The following is a 13687-nucleotide window of genomic DNA, read 5'->3' on the forward strand; positions in this document are numbered from 1 at the left end:
AGCAGCCATCAAGCCAGAGCGCTGATCATGTCCGGGCGGAAGCCGGCCCAATGCTGCTCGCCGGCGACGACGACGGGAACCTGGCGATAGCCGAGACCCTGTACGAGCTCGTAAGCGGCAGAGTCGGTCGAGACATCGATGATCGTATAGTCGATGCCCTGCCGATCAAGCGCGCGGGTCGTCGCCGTGCACTGGACGCAGGCAGGCTTGCTGTAGACGGTGATGCTCATGGATATCCTCGCCTGTTTGATGGACATAAAGAGTTTCTCGGACATCCGCCGAGTCTGTGCGACAGGAATTCGAAAGGAAGGCAGGCACGATCGCTTGCCGGGCAGTGCTATAGGCCCGGCATTCGCGACGGTGCGGATCAGAACGCATGGACATAGACTTCACCCGAAGTGATAAGCGGGAGTTTCGGGGAAACGATGATGAACGATGATGGCGGCCGTTATGCCGCGATGGGTCATCGTTCGCCATCCGGACACCCCGCCCGTGGACGTTTTTGATCGAGGCAGGTCTCCTGGCTTGCGGGTCGCGGCATTGTTCTCGCCTTCCCGAGGCCTCACGCTCTCGGTGGCTTTGTCGAACGAATGCTCGCCGCTTACAGTTGCGGGGGCAGCTCCGGCATTGCTCGGCCCATCATGGACGTCACGCACCGGATTCCCGTCTTAGCTTCCGATCCTTGCGAATCAAAAGAACCTCGTACACAAGATATAGTAGACGAGGTTTGAATATCGTCAATCCCTATGAGTGGTCGCCGCTGAATTTCCGGGAATGAGTGCGACAGGGCGACGATGGTCATCGACGGCGACCATGAAGAAGTGGCCGCGCGCCGCAAATGACGCTCGCTCGACAGTACGTCCTCCGACCACAGTGCGACTTCGACAGTTATCGATGAACGCCCCATCCTCACGATCTTGGCCTGCGCCTCGACAATTTCGCTGGCGGCAATCGGCCGCTTGAAGTCGATCCGCTGCGAGGATGCCAGAACCGCCAGCCTGCCCGAACGACGGGAGGCGGCCACGAAGGCGTCCTTGGTCATAAAGGCAAGCGCTTCGCCGCCGAACATCTTGCCGACGCTGTTGGACTGATGGGCAAAAACCATGTCGACCATCTGCAGATCGTCATGGTGCATCTCCACGATCCCGTGGGGAAGCGCCGGCAGGTTCCAATCGCGACGATGATCCTCTCCGGGGATGGCCACCATATGGAAACACCAGGCGTGCCCCGCCTCCCCTGACGATGGAAACTCTCGCTTCACGCCCTCACAACCCGCTTGTCGTCGCGAGCGAGGCCATGCCGCAGTACTTTGGCCGCAGCGACCATGTTCACCAGCGCCGGACGGACCTCCTCCCAGTTCCTGGTCTTCAGGCCACAATCGGGGTTGACCCAGAGCTGGTCATCGGCCAGGCGCTGACGTGCGAGAGACAGCAGGTCCGTCATTTCCTGCACGTCGGGAACGCGGGGCGAATGGATGTCGTAAACCCCGGGGCCGATCTCGTTCGGATATTTGTAGTTCCGGAACGCGTCGAGCAGTTCCATCTTTGAGCGCGAGGTCTCGATGGAGATGACGTCGGCATCCATCGCCGCAATGGCGCCGATGATGTCGTTGAATTCCGAATAGCACATATGCGTATGGATCTGGGTCCGGTTGGCCACGCCACCCGAGCAAAGGCGGAAGCATTCGACGGCGCAATCGAGATAGGCCTTCCAGTCCTTGTGCCGGAGCGGGAGACCCTCGCGCATCGCCGCCTCATCGATCTGGATCATCCTGGCGCCCACCGTCTCCAGGTCGGTGACCTCGTCACGAATCGCCAGCGCGATCTGCCGGCACGTCTCGCTGCGGGCAATGTCGTCGCGAACGAACGACCAGTTCAAGATGGTCACTGGACCGGTCAACATGAACGTCTCGCTCGCGATCCTCGCCTTCGCCATGACGGCCGTGATCCGGTACCGCGCCAATGACGGGGCGCCCCAAAAACGACCGCGGATTGCCCACCATCAGGATTTGATCTGCTGGTCTATCAAGGTGGTCCGGCGCATCGCCATCGGACTCGCCCAGCGCCGCATGACCCTCGCCTACGTCATCGCATGGTCATGCTGGAGACGCGCCCATCAGGCGGCTGCTTGCAGGCGCGTCTACCCGGATCACCATGAGCAGCCGCGCTGCGCCAGAAGCGCCGCCCGGAATGTGCAAAGCTGCATGATAGCGATTACACACGTTGTCGGCTTTAAGACAATATGTCGGATGGAGACACTGCGCTGTAGGCTGATCCTGTTGTTCTGACATGGTTTTCTCCTTGGCACGGCAATTGCTCGGGCAAGGGCAACGACCTTACGCACCAGAGGCGGCCGATGGAGCTTGATTATGTACGCTAATTCGACAAACCTGCGTCCCTGCGCGGAGGGACAGTTTCCCACCGATGCAATCACCCAGGAATTGCTGCAGTTCGCCCAGACACGTGAAGAATGCCAATTCGGCCTCATCTTTGGATCCTATGCAATAGGGAAACGTGGGCGAGATATTGACGTTAAATTCTTTGTGTCTGGCGATGTAAGCGCGCAGTGTAGATCTGCATACACGAGCTTTGCGCAACGTATAAACCAGAAAATAGGTGCCCCACCACTAACGCATGAAGATGTACCATTCGAACATAAGGTCGTTCTTCCCGAGCGTATAATAGAGAAGGCCTTAGATCTGGTGGCTTTCAAGCGTAGTGACGGTTTCGTCATTCCGATGGTCGAATTCTCAGAGTCCTTTCTCCGATCCGAGCTATGCCAAATGCGCGCAGTATTGAGCGCCATAACCACCCCGCACGTAGTACTCGTGGATCGTCGAGGTGCATACGAAAATATAGCAAGGAGAGCGGCGAGGTCGGTAAACGAGTTGATTTCGAAAGTCTATGGCTTTGACTATCGAGACGAGGACGAATTCTTTCGATGCTTGACTGGACAGGTCGAAGGACGTCGCCCGGTTGAGCATCTCGGCTACAAACCATCTCCGGAACATAAGCAGTGGCTGCGAGAACTGATGCTTTGGGCGCATGGATAAACAAACTTGTATAAACCCTACGGAAGGACGACGCATGGAGGGTATTGACCGCGGAGGCGAGCGATCTGTTCGCACCGTCGAAGAGAACTACGATCTGGTCGCCGGGGCGGATTTGCTTCACAGAACGCTCGATCAATGCATTGCTTTCAAAAAGCGCCCCGAGGCTGGGTACGTTCACGGTCCTCATGAAAGCGCGCGATTAAAGCGAATGTACGTACGGCAAGCTCCTGTCCGAGGCTGCAGTTTTGAAGAGCTGGAAGATGAAATTCAGGTTGTTTTGAGAGAATTCCTTCAATTTTTCCTCGCCGAATTTCATGGGCTTCCCTGATGCCGGCAACAGTGTTGCGGCTTTGTCGGGCGCTTTGGTTGAGGCGCTAGCACAGCAGAATATGAACAACTCGACGTTTGCCGCGAAGGCCGCGACTTTCGTGGAAGTGGCGACCGTTTGTTGGCTTCGTAGATTGGCGCAATTTCCTGAAACCACGGAAATGAAGTCGGTCTTGGACGTAGGAGGAGTGGCAGTCACAGGAGGCACGATGGCCAATCTGTATGGCATCCTCATGGCCAGGAAACGTTTCAATCCCACGGTCTCGAAAGATGGGTTGCGCCGAGACAAGAAAGTTAGAATTCTGATCCCGGGCGGCCTGACGCACTATTCCGTGGTGGGAGCTGTCGCTATATCGGGTTTGGGTACTGATGCCATCCTTCCGGTGCCTACACGGGACTACCGATACGACCTCCAAGAACTCGATCGCATTCTACGCAATTGCTTGGCTACCGACGAGTATCCTATCTGCGTGGTAATCAACGCTGGGGATTCACGGACGCTTTCAATTGATAACATCGATGGCGTCATCGATTTGGTGAAAGAGCACGCGCCCGACGCATGGATCCATGTAGATGCGTGCCATGGCGGCCAGTTGCTGTTCAGCAAAGAGCGGCGTAGTCGCCTTCAAGGAATTGAGCGTGCGGATTCGATTTCCCTGGATCCGCATAAAGTCCTCTCAGTCCCTTACACGTGCAGCTACTTTCTAGTTCGCGACACTTCTGAGTTCGTCGGGTTTTGCACCTCTTCCACCCTTGTTATGGACGACCCTTGGTCATTGGGGCAGCTGACCCCAGGGATTGGGAGCAAGTCCTTTTCAAGTCTGAAGCTATATTTGCACATTAACAAACTTGGGCTGGAAGGAATGGCTACCTTAGTGGACCAGCGTTGCGCGTTAGCCGAGCAATTTTATCATGATGTGGAAGCGGACGGTGCGTTCCAAACTCTGCTCGGAACACCCGACATTAACTCTGTTCCATTTGTCTACGTTGGGCATGGTGGATCGACTTCCACGCTAGACGAAGTCTCCAGATTAAATCGGGCTATATACGCGCGGATGAGCGAACTAGGCAAATTTTACTTCCATGGGTTCTTGCTGAAGAACGACTCTCGAAAGTTGAAATGTGAGCCAACAGGCAAGCTATTCTGCCTCCGATTTATGTCAGGAAATCCAGAGATTACGCCGCATACGCTTCAGGCAGCCTTAGAGCACATTAAAACAATAGGTCGCGAAATTGTCAGCAAGGGTACACTATGAGGATCTCATTTCCGACTGTGCGGCCCCCATTGTCCCGTTACGTCTAGACCCGCGACCCTGACGGGGTTCATCGATCCGGTAACTTCCATGCGATTTCGCGTATGGGCAGCCGTAACAAGGTCCATGTCGCATCCCAGATCGGCCGCTTGGGATCGGATTCGTCTCGGTCTACCAGATCACCGACACCCCGATCATCCGGTTGACCGGCATCGAGATGAAGCTCGTCCCGCTCGACGTCACACATCTCTTCAACGCCATGAGTGCGCTTGGCCATCGCGAACCCGGCGTGGTCGGCGCGCGCTTGGCGATCAGCTCGCTCCACGCGGGATAATCGCTCACTTCGATCCTGCGGCAATGGGCATCGCCATTCGCGGCAAGCATGGTCCTGGACGAGTGTTCGTGGTGACAGACGCAATGTCGACGATCGGCACTGACATGGCGCGCTTTATTTTGAACGGACGTGAGGTATTTCGAAAGAGCGGTCGGCTGACGCTTGCCGACGACACGCTCGCCGGCACCGATATCGACATGCTTTCCTCTGTCCGTTTCGTGCGCGAAACCCTTGGGCTGCCACTCGAGGCGTCTCTCCGCATGGCATCTTCCTATCCGGCCGATGGCCTTGGGATTGGCGCGCGCAAGGGGCGGCTCGTGCGGGGAGCCGACGCCGACTTCGTGATTTTGACGCCAGAGCTTCGTATTCGATCGACTTGGATCGGGGGACAGAAGGCTTTCGATCAAATCTCGCAATGGGAGGTTACATTGCTCTGTCAGCCTTCCGGCAATATCGGCAATGCGGGCAACGTTATCAAGCTACCTCGACACCCAAGCGAGCCGGCGTCCTATGACCCCGGCAGGCTCACCTTACTACCTCGAACCTTCGGCCCCAGGTCGCCCCGGCGCGAGGCGTATGAATTTCTCATTCCATAACGATCAGAGGACCAAACTGATGGCATACGATACCAACGCCTCTGCCCCCTCCGACCAGGAGCGACACTGCAGGGCTAGAACCCAAAGAATCGCCCCCGCTTGTTCCCGTTCGGGTGCATTTCCACCCAAAGAGCACCGCGTTCTGTTAGATGCTCCCGAACGGGATCGCCAACACGCAAAGTGGACCGAAATGCTCCCGTTCGGGAACATCCATACTTGAATCGCATTCCGGCCTGGGCTATGCTCCCGTACAGGAGCAAAAATGATGAGCAGACGACCCATAGCTGCCTCTTCTCGAAAGGATGCAGCCACTCTCGCCAGACTTCTTGCGCAATCGCCAGCGGCGAAAGATTTGCGCGACAAGATGGCAGAGAGTGAGCCATCGCCGGTCAGAAGCTCGTCCAACTCCATCTCGTCCATGGCGTCGCGATTACGAAACGTCTTGGAGCAGGATCCGATAACAGAAACGCCTGGTACAACCGGCTCGTCAACACAAGTCAAAGCCAAAACGGCCGTGGATGCAAGACTACGTGTGAACCGACCCTCTCCAGCGCCCAAGGAACCGCCGCTGCAAGGCGACGCCGCAGCAACATTGAAGTTGAATAGCCAGATAAAGGCAGCAAAAGAAATCCAGACTTCTGCGGATTTCGGCCGACTGGTGAAAAAGGCTCGGGATGAAAAGGGTCTTTCCCAGCAAGAATTCGCAGATTTGACCGGCGTTGGCCGCCGCTTCATTTCCGAACTGGAGAACGGAAAGCCGACGGTCGAATTCGGAAAAGCCTTGAAGGTGGCCCTCGGAGCCGGAATTACCCTCTATGGTCGGCAACGCTAAACCATGGATATAATTGCACTCGACGTTCGCCTGGACGGATTTGATGACCCCATTGGCAATCTCGTCAGAGATGAAGCAGGGGCGCTGGCCTTCGCCTACAGCTCGACATACCTGGAAACCCCCGATGCCTTTCCGCTCTCACTTTCACTTCCGCTGGAAGAAGAGGCATACGAGGATAATGATGCCCGGCCGTTTTTCGACAATCTCCTCCAAGAGCGGGACGGGCCTCTTCAAAAGGTGATGGATCGCGAGGGGCTCGCCAGGAGCGACGTGGCGGGATTGCTGTTTTATCTCGGACGCGACTGTCCGGGCGCACTCTCAGTGCTTCCTCTTGGATCCCACGCGGCAAAAGTCCCTGGTAACTTTAAGACCGACTATCGTCGGCTGGACGAAGCACAGCTTATAAAAATCGTCCACTCCCTGCACCGAAGGCAGCGGCTGCCGGATGAAACAGAAGATCCCTCACCACTTGCCGGCGTCCAAAGCAAGATAGCGCTGACAATTTTGCCCGATGGAACCTTCGCCGAGCCTCTGCCAGGCATCGGGGCTCCGACAACGCATATTGTCAAAGTCCCGGACCGGGCTCATCCGAACGATCCCGATCTCGAGTTGGAAGCTTTACGTCTATCGGCCACTCTCGGATTCGAAACGGCCGAGGCGACGGTCCGGGATTTCGAAGGCGTGAGCGCACTGATTATCCGCCGTTTTGACCGAAGTCTTGATCAAGACAACCGCGTCATTCGTATCCATCAGGAGGACTTCGCCCAGGCATTGGGACTTCCGCCTTCTTTGAAATACGAAAGGAGCGGCACCGATAACCGTCGGTTTGACGCAGAAGCAATCAATAGCGTCCTCAACGCAACGAACGACCCAGCCGCAGAGAAGCAAACTTTCATTGCGGCGACCTTATTCGATCTGATGACGGGAAACGTCGACGCCCACGCCAAGAACTTTGCCCTTTTGTACGAGCCTGGGGGTGGGGTCCGCGTTGCTCCCAGATACGACTTGATGCCCACCCGCCTTGATCCCGACCTGACCGACCTCCTGCCCTACTCGATTGGCGAGGCAACCAAGCTCACGGAGATTACTGAAGAGGATTTCTCGGTCTTTCTCCGCGCCCTCGGGATTGTCTCGGAAAGGGCTCAACGACGATTGCGGTTGGGCCTGACGGGACAGGTGTCCGACGCGTTGGGGGGTGAGCTCCGTCGGATGGATCGAAACGGAATGAAGCGTTTCGCCGATCTCATCGGACATAATATCGACGAGCTGTTGACGGCCTTCGGCCTGCCTGTGTCGGATCAAATCCGGGAGCGCGATGCCCACCTAGACCGAGGCGGTGGTTGGCTCCTAGGATCGTAGTCCCCAAACAACGGCGACATTGCGCGGCTTCAAGGATGTCTATTCCGCGATGATCGGCTTTCTTGATGAGACGACCGAGGAAAATCGGACGCTCGTGTTCAAACAGCTCGAGGAGCAGCGCGCCGCGCTCGACGCTGCCCGCGGGCGTCTGACGCCTCGGTCCGAAGGTTGGGCGGAGCTCGAAAGCGCCTCTGCTGCGTTGGCTGCGATCAACGGCCGGATGGACGACCTCTGGGCGCTGCATGCCGACGAAGCGCGGCTTGAGGCCGGCATCAAGGGCGCCCTGGGCGTCATCGCCATGTCGCAGGCGGATTTGCTCGCCGCCGCCACCGCCTTCGACAAGTCGATCTGGACGTCTTCGCGCAGTTCAAATCGCTGAAGGAGCCGCTCGAAACTGCGGCGACCCTGAAGATGCAGGACGTGTCCACCACTTTCGAACAACTCGATGCGTCCATCGCCAAGGCCGGGCTGGTCATGCAGGACACGGCGGCATCTTATCGATGCCATTTACCTGACGCGCATCGCGCTTGCCGAGTTCATGCTCGACCGCTCGGCGGAAAAGCAGTCGACCCTGGTAAGGCAGCTGGCGGAATGCCGGAAGGCGCTCTTTGCGTTGAGCGCCACGGCGGGTGACCTCGCTTTTACCGGGGAGCAGTCGGCAAAGCTCGCGCCGTCTTTCGACAAGATTGAGAAGGCGGCCACCGAACTCGTCGGCGCCACCGGCAACCGGGCTCGGCAATTCCAGACCGCGGCCGCCGAGATCGATCACATCGGCAAAGAGCTCTCGCTGTTTGCCGATCTGCAGCAGAGCGCGGCCGGTCACCAGAGCCAAAATGCCAACATGCTGTCCGTCGGCGCTATGGTGCTGGGCGTGGTCATCGCGCTCGTTTCCGGCACGGCGCTGGTGCGACGCTGAAAGGACCGATCGGCCAGATCACCCAGGCAATGCGCAACCTCGCGGGCGGGATGCTGGACACGACGTCGGCAATCAGAATCGCGCCGACGAGATTGGCGAGATGGCGCGTGCCCTCGACGTCTTTAAGACCAACGCAAAGGCGAAAGTCATTCTCGAACAGCAGTCGCAGCAGGAACGCGCCGATGCCGATGCCGAACGTGGCCGCAACGAGGTGGACAAGTCCCGCCGCGATGCAGAAATCGCCTTCGCGGTCGACGCCTTGGCGGGCGCGCTCGACGCCATGGCGAAGGGCCGGCTGACCTGCACGATCGAAACACCATTTGCTCCGGCGCTCGACAAGTTGCGCACAGATTTCAACGCCGCTGTCGCAGGACTGAGGCAAACTCTTGTCGAGATCCGCATCACATCGTCCGCCATTCAGGGAAGCGGCCGTCACCTGGCCGACGGTGCCAAGGCGCTCTCCGGTCGAACCGAGCAGCAAGCCGCGTCGCTCGAAGAAACGGCCGCGACCGTAGACCAGATCGTCGCCACGATCCGCAAGGCGGCGGACCAGGCGGCCAATGCCAACCGGACCGTCTCCCACGCCGAGCAGGGCGCCGATCGGTCCACCGTCGTCGTGGGTAATGCAACCTCGGCGATGGGACGCATCGAGGGCGCATCCAGCCGGATCGGCAACATCATCGAGGTCGTCGACGACATCGCCTTCCAGATCAACCTGCTGGCGCTCAACGCGGGCATCGAAGCGGCACGCGCCGGCGAGGCCGGCAAGGGCTTTGCCGTCGTCGCGCAGGAAGTGCGCGAACCTGCGCAGCGTTCCGCTGGGGCCGCCAGGGAGATCGCCTCGCTGATCGGAAATTCTACCGCCGAAGTCGCCACCGGCGCCGGCCTGGTTTCCGAAACCGGGGCCGCGTTGCTGGATATTTCCGAGCACATCATCGGAATCTCGACCCAGATCGAAGCGATTGCGATGTCGAGCCGGGAGAGGCGTCGTCGATCGCCGAGGTCAATGTTGCGATTACGCGCCTCGACCAGTTGACGCAAAGCAATGCTGCCATGGCCGAGGAGACTGAGGCCACGAGCTGGACGTTGTCGGGCGAAGCCGACTATCTGATGGATCTCGTCGACCGGTTCGATCTAGGAGAAAACAGTGGTCAATCGGAAGAAATGAAGGCGGCCTAAAAGGCGGAAGCGCCGAATGAGCGGGCAACCCTGCAAGCCGGTCGTCGGGTCATTGCCGAAAGCAATTCATTCCGGCTCCAATGGAACGTTTCTCCCTCTCGTGGAGTTCATCTGCAGGCTTCAGGAGGAGCCTCAACAATGAGAAGCGAAGCACGAACGCCCTCTCTGATACATTGGAGTGCGCCCGTCTATGTCAGAGTAGGACATGGATCTAGCGAGAGCATTTTTGGACCAGAGGCCGCGGTTGAATATCTTAGATATCGCTGGCCGGCGCGAAGTAACCAACACTATCTGAATGCCATGCGAGCCTGCACCGCAGCAATTGATCGGAGCGAGTCACCCGATTTTGCCCGCGATGCATTCATTGCCGCCTGTATCGAGGCCGACATGCTGGCCTAGCTCGCATGAACATCGATCCCGAAGGTTTGCAAGAAAGTAATTCCTGACTGAAGCGTAAGGTGCTCGACTGCGCTCAATCTGATGGCAGCCGATTACAATACGCGAGAGAGCCTGTCCATTGTACTTGCCAACGCACTGCGTCCCGACCCACGGCTAAGGGCATGGTCAATCATCTCGTGAAGCGGCTCTTCGAGAGAAGGCCTGGCAATCTTCAAGACGCTCTGCGCCGATAACGATGTGGCGTGGGTCCAATCTCATTACGTATGGTCCTCAATATTCCGAGGGAATAACGATCCTGCGCTCAAGCAGCATTCCTCATCGTCCGCAAGCTAAGCGGAAACCGGCAATAGAGCCAGACCGGGCGGGCGATGATCTCTGGCGGGAAACGATGGTTCTTGTATTGGTAATGAGCTGGCTCATGCCAATGAAATATATCAAACTGGCCCGCTTCTTGCAGCCTCTCCCTTTCATGCCTGCCTGGATATCCATCCGGGTGAGTTGCCTGGGGGGCGGAAGCGCTGGAGGAGCACGATGAGCAAAACAGAAACCTTTTATGATGTCATTCGCCGTCAGGGGATTACCCGACGCAGTTTCACCAAATTCTGCAGCCTGACGGCGGCGAGCCTCGGTTTTGGTCCGGGCGTGGCAACGGCGATGGCCGAGGCACTCGAAACCAAGGAACGGGTTCCTGTTATCTGGATGCACGGCCTCGAATGCACCTGCTGCTCGGAAAGCTTCATCCGCTCGGCCCATCCGCTGATCAAGGACGTGGTCCTATCGATGATCTCGCTCGATTATGACGACACGATCATGGCCGCGGCCGGCCATCAGGCCGAAGCCATCCTCGAAGAGACCAAGCAGAAATACAAGGGCAAGTACATCCTCGCCGTCGAGGGCAATCCGCCGCTCAACGAGGACGGAATGTTCTGCATCGACGGCGGCCGGCCCTTCGTCGAGAAGCTCAAATGGATGGCCGAAGACGCCATGGCGATCATCGCCTGGGGCGCCTGCGCCTCCTGGGGCTGCGTCCAGGCCGCAAAGCCCAACCCGACCCAGGCAACGCCGATCGACAAGGTGATCCGCGACAAGCCGATCATCAAGGTCCCGGGCTGTCCGCCGATCGCCGAAGTGATGACCGGCGTCGTCACCTTCATCACCACCTTCGGCCGATTGCCCGAGCTCGATCGGCAGGGCCGGCCGAAGATGTTCTATTCGCAGCGCATCCACGACAAATGCTACCGCCGTCCGCATTTCGATGCCGGCCAGTTCGTCGAGGAATGGGATGACGAGGGCGCACGCAAGGGCTACTGTCTCTACAAAATGGGCTGCAAGGGCCCGACCACCTACAATGCCTGCTCGACGGTGCGCTGGAACGGCGGCGTCTCTTTCCCGATCCAGTCCGGTCACGGCTGCATCGGCTGCTCCGAGGATGGTTTCTGGGACAAGGGCAGCGTCTACGAACGCCTGACCACGATCAACCAGTTCGGCATCGAGGCCAATGCCGACCGGGTCGGGATGACCGCGGCCGGCGTCGTTGGCGGTGTGATCGCGGCCCACGCCGCGATCACCGCCGTCAACCGCGTCATCACCAAGCGCAAAAAAACCGACGCTTAACACTCTGGGCAAGGGAACACCATCATGGCAATCCAAACGCCGAACGGCTTCACGCTCGACAATTCCGGCAAACGCATCGTCGTCGATCCTGTCACCCGTATCGAAGGCCATATGCGGGTCGAGGTCAATGTCGACGCCAACAACGTCATCCGCAACGCCGTGTCCACCGGCACGATGTGGCGCGGCATCGAAGTCATCCTCAAGAACCGCGATCCGCGCGATGCCTGGGCCTTCACCGAGCGGATCTGCGGCGTCTGCACTGGCGCGCATGCGCTGACCTCCGTGCGCGCGGTCGAGAATGCGCTCGGCATTACCATCCCGGAAAACGCCAATTCGATCCGCAACCTGATGCAGCTTGCGCTGCAGGTGCATGACCACGTGGTGCATTTCTATCATTTGCATGCGCTTGACTGGGTGGACGTCGTCTCCGCGCTCAATGCCGATCCGAAGGCGACGTCGCAGCTGGCGCAGTCGACGTCCGACTGGGCGCTCTCCTCGCCCGGCTATTTCAAGGACATCCAGACCCGGCTCAAGAAATTCGTCGAATCCGGCCAGCTCGGTCCGTTCAAGAATGGTTATTGGGGCAACGCCTCCTATAAGCTTCCGCCGGAAGCCAACCTGATGGCCGTCGCGCACTATCTCGAGGCGCTGGATTTCCAGAAGGAGATCGTCAAGATCCATGCGATCTTCGGCGGCAAGAATCCGCATCCGAACTGGCTGGTCGGCGGCGTGCCCTGTCCTATCAACATCGATGGGACCGGCGCGGTCGGCGCGATCAACATCGAGCGTCTCAACCATGTGTCGTCGATCATCGACCAACTGATCGAGTTCAACGAAAAGGTCTATGTGCCCGACATCGTGGCGATCGGCTCGTTCTACAAGGACTGGCTCTATGGCGGCGGCCTTTCGGGCAAGAACGTGCTCGCCTATGGCGATGTGCCGGAACATGCCAACGATTATTCGGAGGCGAGCCTGAAACTGCCGCGCGGCGCGATCATCAACGGCAATCTTGCCGAAGTCCTGCCGATTGACCACGCCGATCCGGAGCAGATCCAGGAATTCGTCACCCATTCCTGGTACAAGTATCCGGACGAGGCCAAGGGCCTGCACCCCTGGGACGGCGTCACCGAGCCGCATTACGAACTAGGCCCCAATGCCAAGGGCACCAAGACCAACATCCAGGAACTGGACGAAGGCGGCAAATATTCATGGATCAAGGCGCCGCGCTGGCGCGGACACGCCATGGAGGTCGGCCCGCTCGCCCGCTTCATCATCGGCTATGCGCAGGGCAAGCCTGAGTTCAAGGAGCCGGTCGAGAAAGTGCTGAAAGATCTCGGTCTGCCGACATCGGCGCTCTTCTCCACGCTCGGCCGCACCGCAGCGCGCGCACTGGAAGCCGAATGGGCGGGCCGCCAGATGCGCTATTTCTTCGACAAGCTGGTCGCCAATATCAAGGCCGGCGACAGCGCCACCGCTTTCATCGACAAATGGAAACCGGAGACCTGGCCGAAGGAAGTCAAGGGCGTCGGCTTCACCGAAGCGCCGCGCGGCGCACTCGCGCACTGGATCAAGATCAGGGACGGCAAGATCGACAACTACCAATGCGTCGTGCCGACCACCTGGAACGGCAGCCCTCGCGATCCGGAAGGCAATATCGGCGCGTTTGAAGCCTCGCTGATGGATACCCCGATGTCCGATCCCACCCAGCCGCTGGAAATTCTTCGGACCATCCATTCCTTCGATCCGTGCCTTGCATGCTCCACGCATGTCATGAGCCCGGACGGGCAGGAAATGGCAAAAGTCCAGGTGAGATGAGGAGGTATATG

General features: G+C 58.6%; 14 protein-coding genes, 3 pseudogenes and 1 riboswitch. Of the genes and pseudogenes, 14 read left to right on the forward strand and 3 right to left on the reverse strand.

Annotated features, from left to right (window positions below):
* Positions 1 to 8: 8 nt before the first annotated feature.
* Together nrdH and ACZ9DP_RS14320 are read right to left on the reverse strand one after the other, a co-directional pair.
* Positions 9 to 230, reverse strand: a complete 222-nt coding sequence (gene nrdH / locus ACZ9DP_RS14315) for a glutaredoxin-like protein NrdH (protein WP_092844521.1) — start codon at positions 228 to 230, stop codon at positions 9 to 11.
* A 263-nt stretch (positions 231 to 493) separates the two neighbouring features.
* A riboswitch (cobalamin riboswitch) is annotated at positions 494 to 718 on the reverse strand.
* A gap of 201 nt (positions 719 to 919) precedes the next feature.
* A pseudogene (locus ACZ9DP_RS14320) lies at positions 920 to 1135 on the reverse strand (hotdog domain-containing protein); the annotation flags it as partial.
* On the opposite strand from ACZ9DP_RS14320, the gene ACZ9DP_RS14325 reads away from it, so the two are divergent.
* The gene (locus ACZ9DP_RS14325; protein ID WP_476202565.1) at positions 1091 to 1240 is read left to right on the forward strand and encodes a hypothetical protein; all 150 of its coding nucleotides are present in this window, start codon (positions 1091 to 1093) and stop codon (positions 1238 to 1240) included. The pseudogene ACZ9DP_RS14320 and the gene ACZ9DP_RS14325 sit on opposite strands and share 45 nt — an antisense overlap.
* Positions 1241 to 1257: 17 nt before the next feature.
* Here ACZ9DP_RS14325 and ACZ9DP_RS14330 read toward each other — a convergent pair.
* Positions 1258 to 1902: pseudogene (locus tag ACZ9DP_RS14330) on the reverse strand (5-methyltetrahydropteroyltriglutamate--homocysteine S-methyltransferase); the annotation flags it as partial.
* Between ACZ9DP_RS14330 and ACZ9DP_RS14335 the strand changes: the two are divergent.
* The 13 genes and pseudogenes from ACZ9DP_RS14335 (at position 1901) to ACZ9DP_RS14395 (ending at position 13676) form a co-directional block, all read left to right on the forward strand.
* Positions 1901 to 2287 (forward strand): hypothetical protein, encoded by a 387-nt coding sequence (locus tag ACZ9DP_RS14335; RefSeq protein ID WP_476202789.1) that lies wholly within the window; start codon positions 1901 to 1903, stop codon positions 2285 to 2287. The pseudogene ACZ9DP_RS14330 and the gene ACZ9DP_RS14335 overlap by 2 nt on opposite strands.
* A gap of 799 nt (positions 2288 to 3086) precedes the next feature.
* Positions 3087 to 3380: a hypothetical protein gene (locus ACZ9DP_RS14340; protein WP_476202566.1), complete on the forward strand. Its 294-nt coding sequence runs from the start codon at positions 3087 to 3089 to the stop codon at positions 3378 to 3380.
* Positions 3367 to 4635 (forward strand): pyridoxal phosphate-dependent decarboxylase family protein, encoded by a 1269-nt coding sequence (locus ACZ9DP_RS14345; protein ID WP_476202568.1) that lies wholly within the window; start codon positions 3367 to 3369, stop codon positions 4633 to 4635. The genes ACZ9DP_RS14340 and ACZ9DP_RS14345 overlap by 14 nt, the downstream gene beginning before the upstream one ends.
* 235 nt (positions 4636 to 4870) lie before the next feature.
* Positions 4871 to 5367 (forward strand): annotated as a pseudogene (locus tag ACZ9DP_RS14350) (amidohydrolase family protein); the annotation flags it as partial.
* 460 nt (positions 5368 to 5827) lie between these two features.
* The gene (locus ACZ9DP_RS14355) at positions 5828 to 6394 is read left to right on the forward strand and encodes a helix-turn-helix transcriptional regulator (RefSeq protein WP_476202569.1); all 567 of its coding nucleotides are present in this window, start codon (positions 5828 to 5830) and stop codon (positions 6392 to 6394) included.
* A gap of 3 nt (positions 6395 to 6397) precedes the next feature.
* Entirely contained in the window at positions 6398 to 7753 is a 1356-nt protein-coding gene (locus ACZ9DP_RS14360; protein WP_476202570.1) for a HipA domain-containing protein, read from the forward strand.
* A 49-nt stretch (positions 7754 to 7802) separates the two neighbouring features.
* Positions 7803 to 8132, forward strand: coding sequence for a hypothetical protein (locus tag ACZ9DP_RS14365; RefSeq protein WP_476202571.1), 330 nt, complete (start codon positions 7803 to 7805; stop codon positions 8130 to 8132).
* 159 nt (positions 8133 to 8291) lie between these two features.
* A complete protein-coding gene (locus tag ACZ9DP_RS14370; protein ID WP_476202573.1) occupies positions 8292 to 8669 on the forward strand; it encodes a hypothetical protein in 378 nt (125 codons plus the stop codon).
* A gap of 100 nt (positions 8670 to 8769) precedes the next feature.
* Positions 8770 to 9705, forward strand: a complete 936-nt coding sequence (locus ACZ9DP_RS14375) for a methyl-accepting chemotaxis protein (protein WP_476202575.1) — start codon at positions 8770 to 8772, stop codon at positions 9703 to 9705.
* A gap of 17 nt (positions 9706 to 9722) precedes the next feature.
* Positions 9723 to 9848, forward strand: coding sequence for a hypothetical protein (locus tag ACZ9DP_RS14380; RefSeq protein ID WP_476202576.1), 126 nt, complete (start codon positions 9723 to 9725; stop codon positions 9846 to 9848).
* Between the two features lie 138 nt (positions 9849 to 9986).
* Positions 9987 to 10247: a DUF982 domain-containing protein gene (locus ACZ9DP_RS14385; RefSeq protein WP_476202577.1), complete on the forward strand. Its 261-nt coding sequence runs from the start codon at positions 9987 to 9989 to the stop codon at positions 10245 to 10247.
* A gap of 531 nt (positions 10248 to 10778) precedes the next feature.
* Entirely contained in the window at positions 10779 to 11861 is a 1083-nt protein-coding gene (locus ACZ9DP_RS14390) for a hydrogenase small subunit (protein WP_476202579.1), read from the forward strand.
* Between the two features lie 24 nt (positions 11862 to 11885).
* Positions 11886 to 13676: a nickel-dependent hydrogenase large subunit gene (locus ACZ9DP_RS14395; protein WP_476202580.1), complete on the forward strand. Its 1791-nt coding sequence runs from the start codon at positions 11886 to 11888 to the stop codon at positions 13674 to 13676.
* The last annotated feature ends 11 nt before the right edge of the window (positions 13677 to 13687 follow it).

This window comes from Rhizobium sp. USDA 4016, from assembly GCF_056279705.1.

Bases quoted from the DNA above. Each gene is read 5' to 3' on its own strand.
- nrdH (WP_092844521.1), bottom strand. From the start codon at position 230: ATGAGCATCACCGTCTACAGCAAGCCTGCCTGCGTCCAGTGCACGGCG.
- ACZ9DP_RS14325 (WP_476202565.1), top strand. From the start codon at position 1,091: ATGGGCAAAAACCATGTCGACCATCTGCAGATCGTCATGGTGCATCTC.
- ACZ9DP_RS14335 (WP_476202789.1), top strand. From the start codon at position 1,901: ATGAACGTCTCGCTCGCGATCCTCGCCTTCGCCATGACGGCCGTGATC.
- ACZ9DP_RS14340 (WP_476202566.1), top strand. From the start codon at position 3,087: ATGGAGGGTATTGACCGCGGAGGCGAGCGATCTGTTCGCACCGTCGAA.
- ACZ9DP_RS14345 (WP_476202568.1), top strand. From the start codon at position 3,367: ATGGGCTTCCCTGATGCCGGCAACAGTGTTGCGGCTTTGTCGGGCGCT.
- ACZ9DP_RS14355 (WP_476202569.1), top strand. From the start codon at position 5,828: ATGAGCAGACGACCCATAGCTGCCTCTTCTCGAAAGGATGCAGCCACT.
- ACZ9DP_RS14360 (WP_476202570.1), top strand. From the start codon at position 6,398: ATGGATATAATTGCACTCGACGTTCGCCTGGACGGATTTGATGACCCC.
- ACZ9DP_RS14365 (WP_476202571.1), top strand. From the start codon at position 7,803: ATGATCGGCTTTCTTGATGAGACGACCGAGGAAAATCGGACGCTCGTG.
- ACZ9DP_RS14370 (WP_476202573.1), top strand. From the start codon at position 8,292: ATGCTCGACCGCTCGGCGGAAAAGCAGTCGACCCTGGTAAGGCAGCTG.
- ACZ9DP_RS14375 (WP_476202575.1), top strand. From the start codon at position 8,770: ATGGCGCGTGCCCTCGACGTCTTTAAGACCAACGCAAAGGCGAAAGTC.
- ACZ9DP_RS14380 (WP_476202576.1), top strand. From the start codon at position 9,723: ATGGCCGAGGAGACTGAGGCCACGAGCTGGACGTTGTCGGGCGAAGCC.
- ACZ9DP_RS14385 (WP_476202577.1), top strand. From the start codon at position 9,987: ATGAGAAGCGAAGCACGAACGCCCTCTCTGATACATTGGAGTGCGCCC.
- ACZ9DP_RS14390 (WP_476202579.1), top strand. From the start codon at position 10,779: ATGAGCAAAACAGAAACCTTTTATGATGTCATTCGCCGTCAGGGGATT.
- ACZ9DP_RS14395 (WP_476202580.1), top strand. From the start codon at position 11,886: ATGGCAATCCAAACGCCGAACGGCTTCACGCTCGACAATTCCGGCAAA.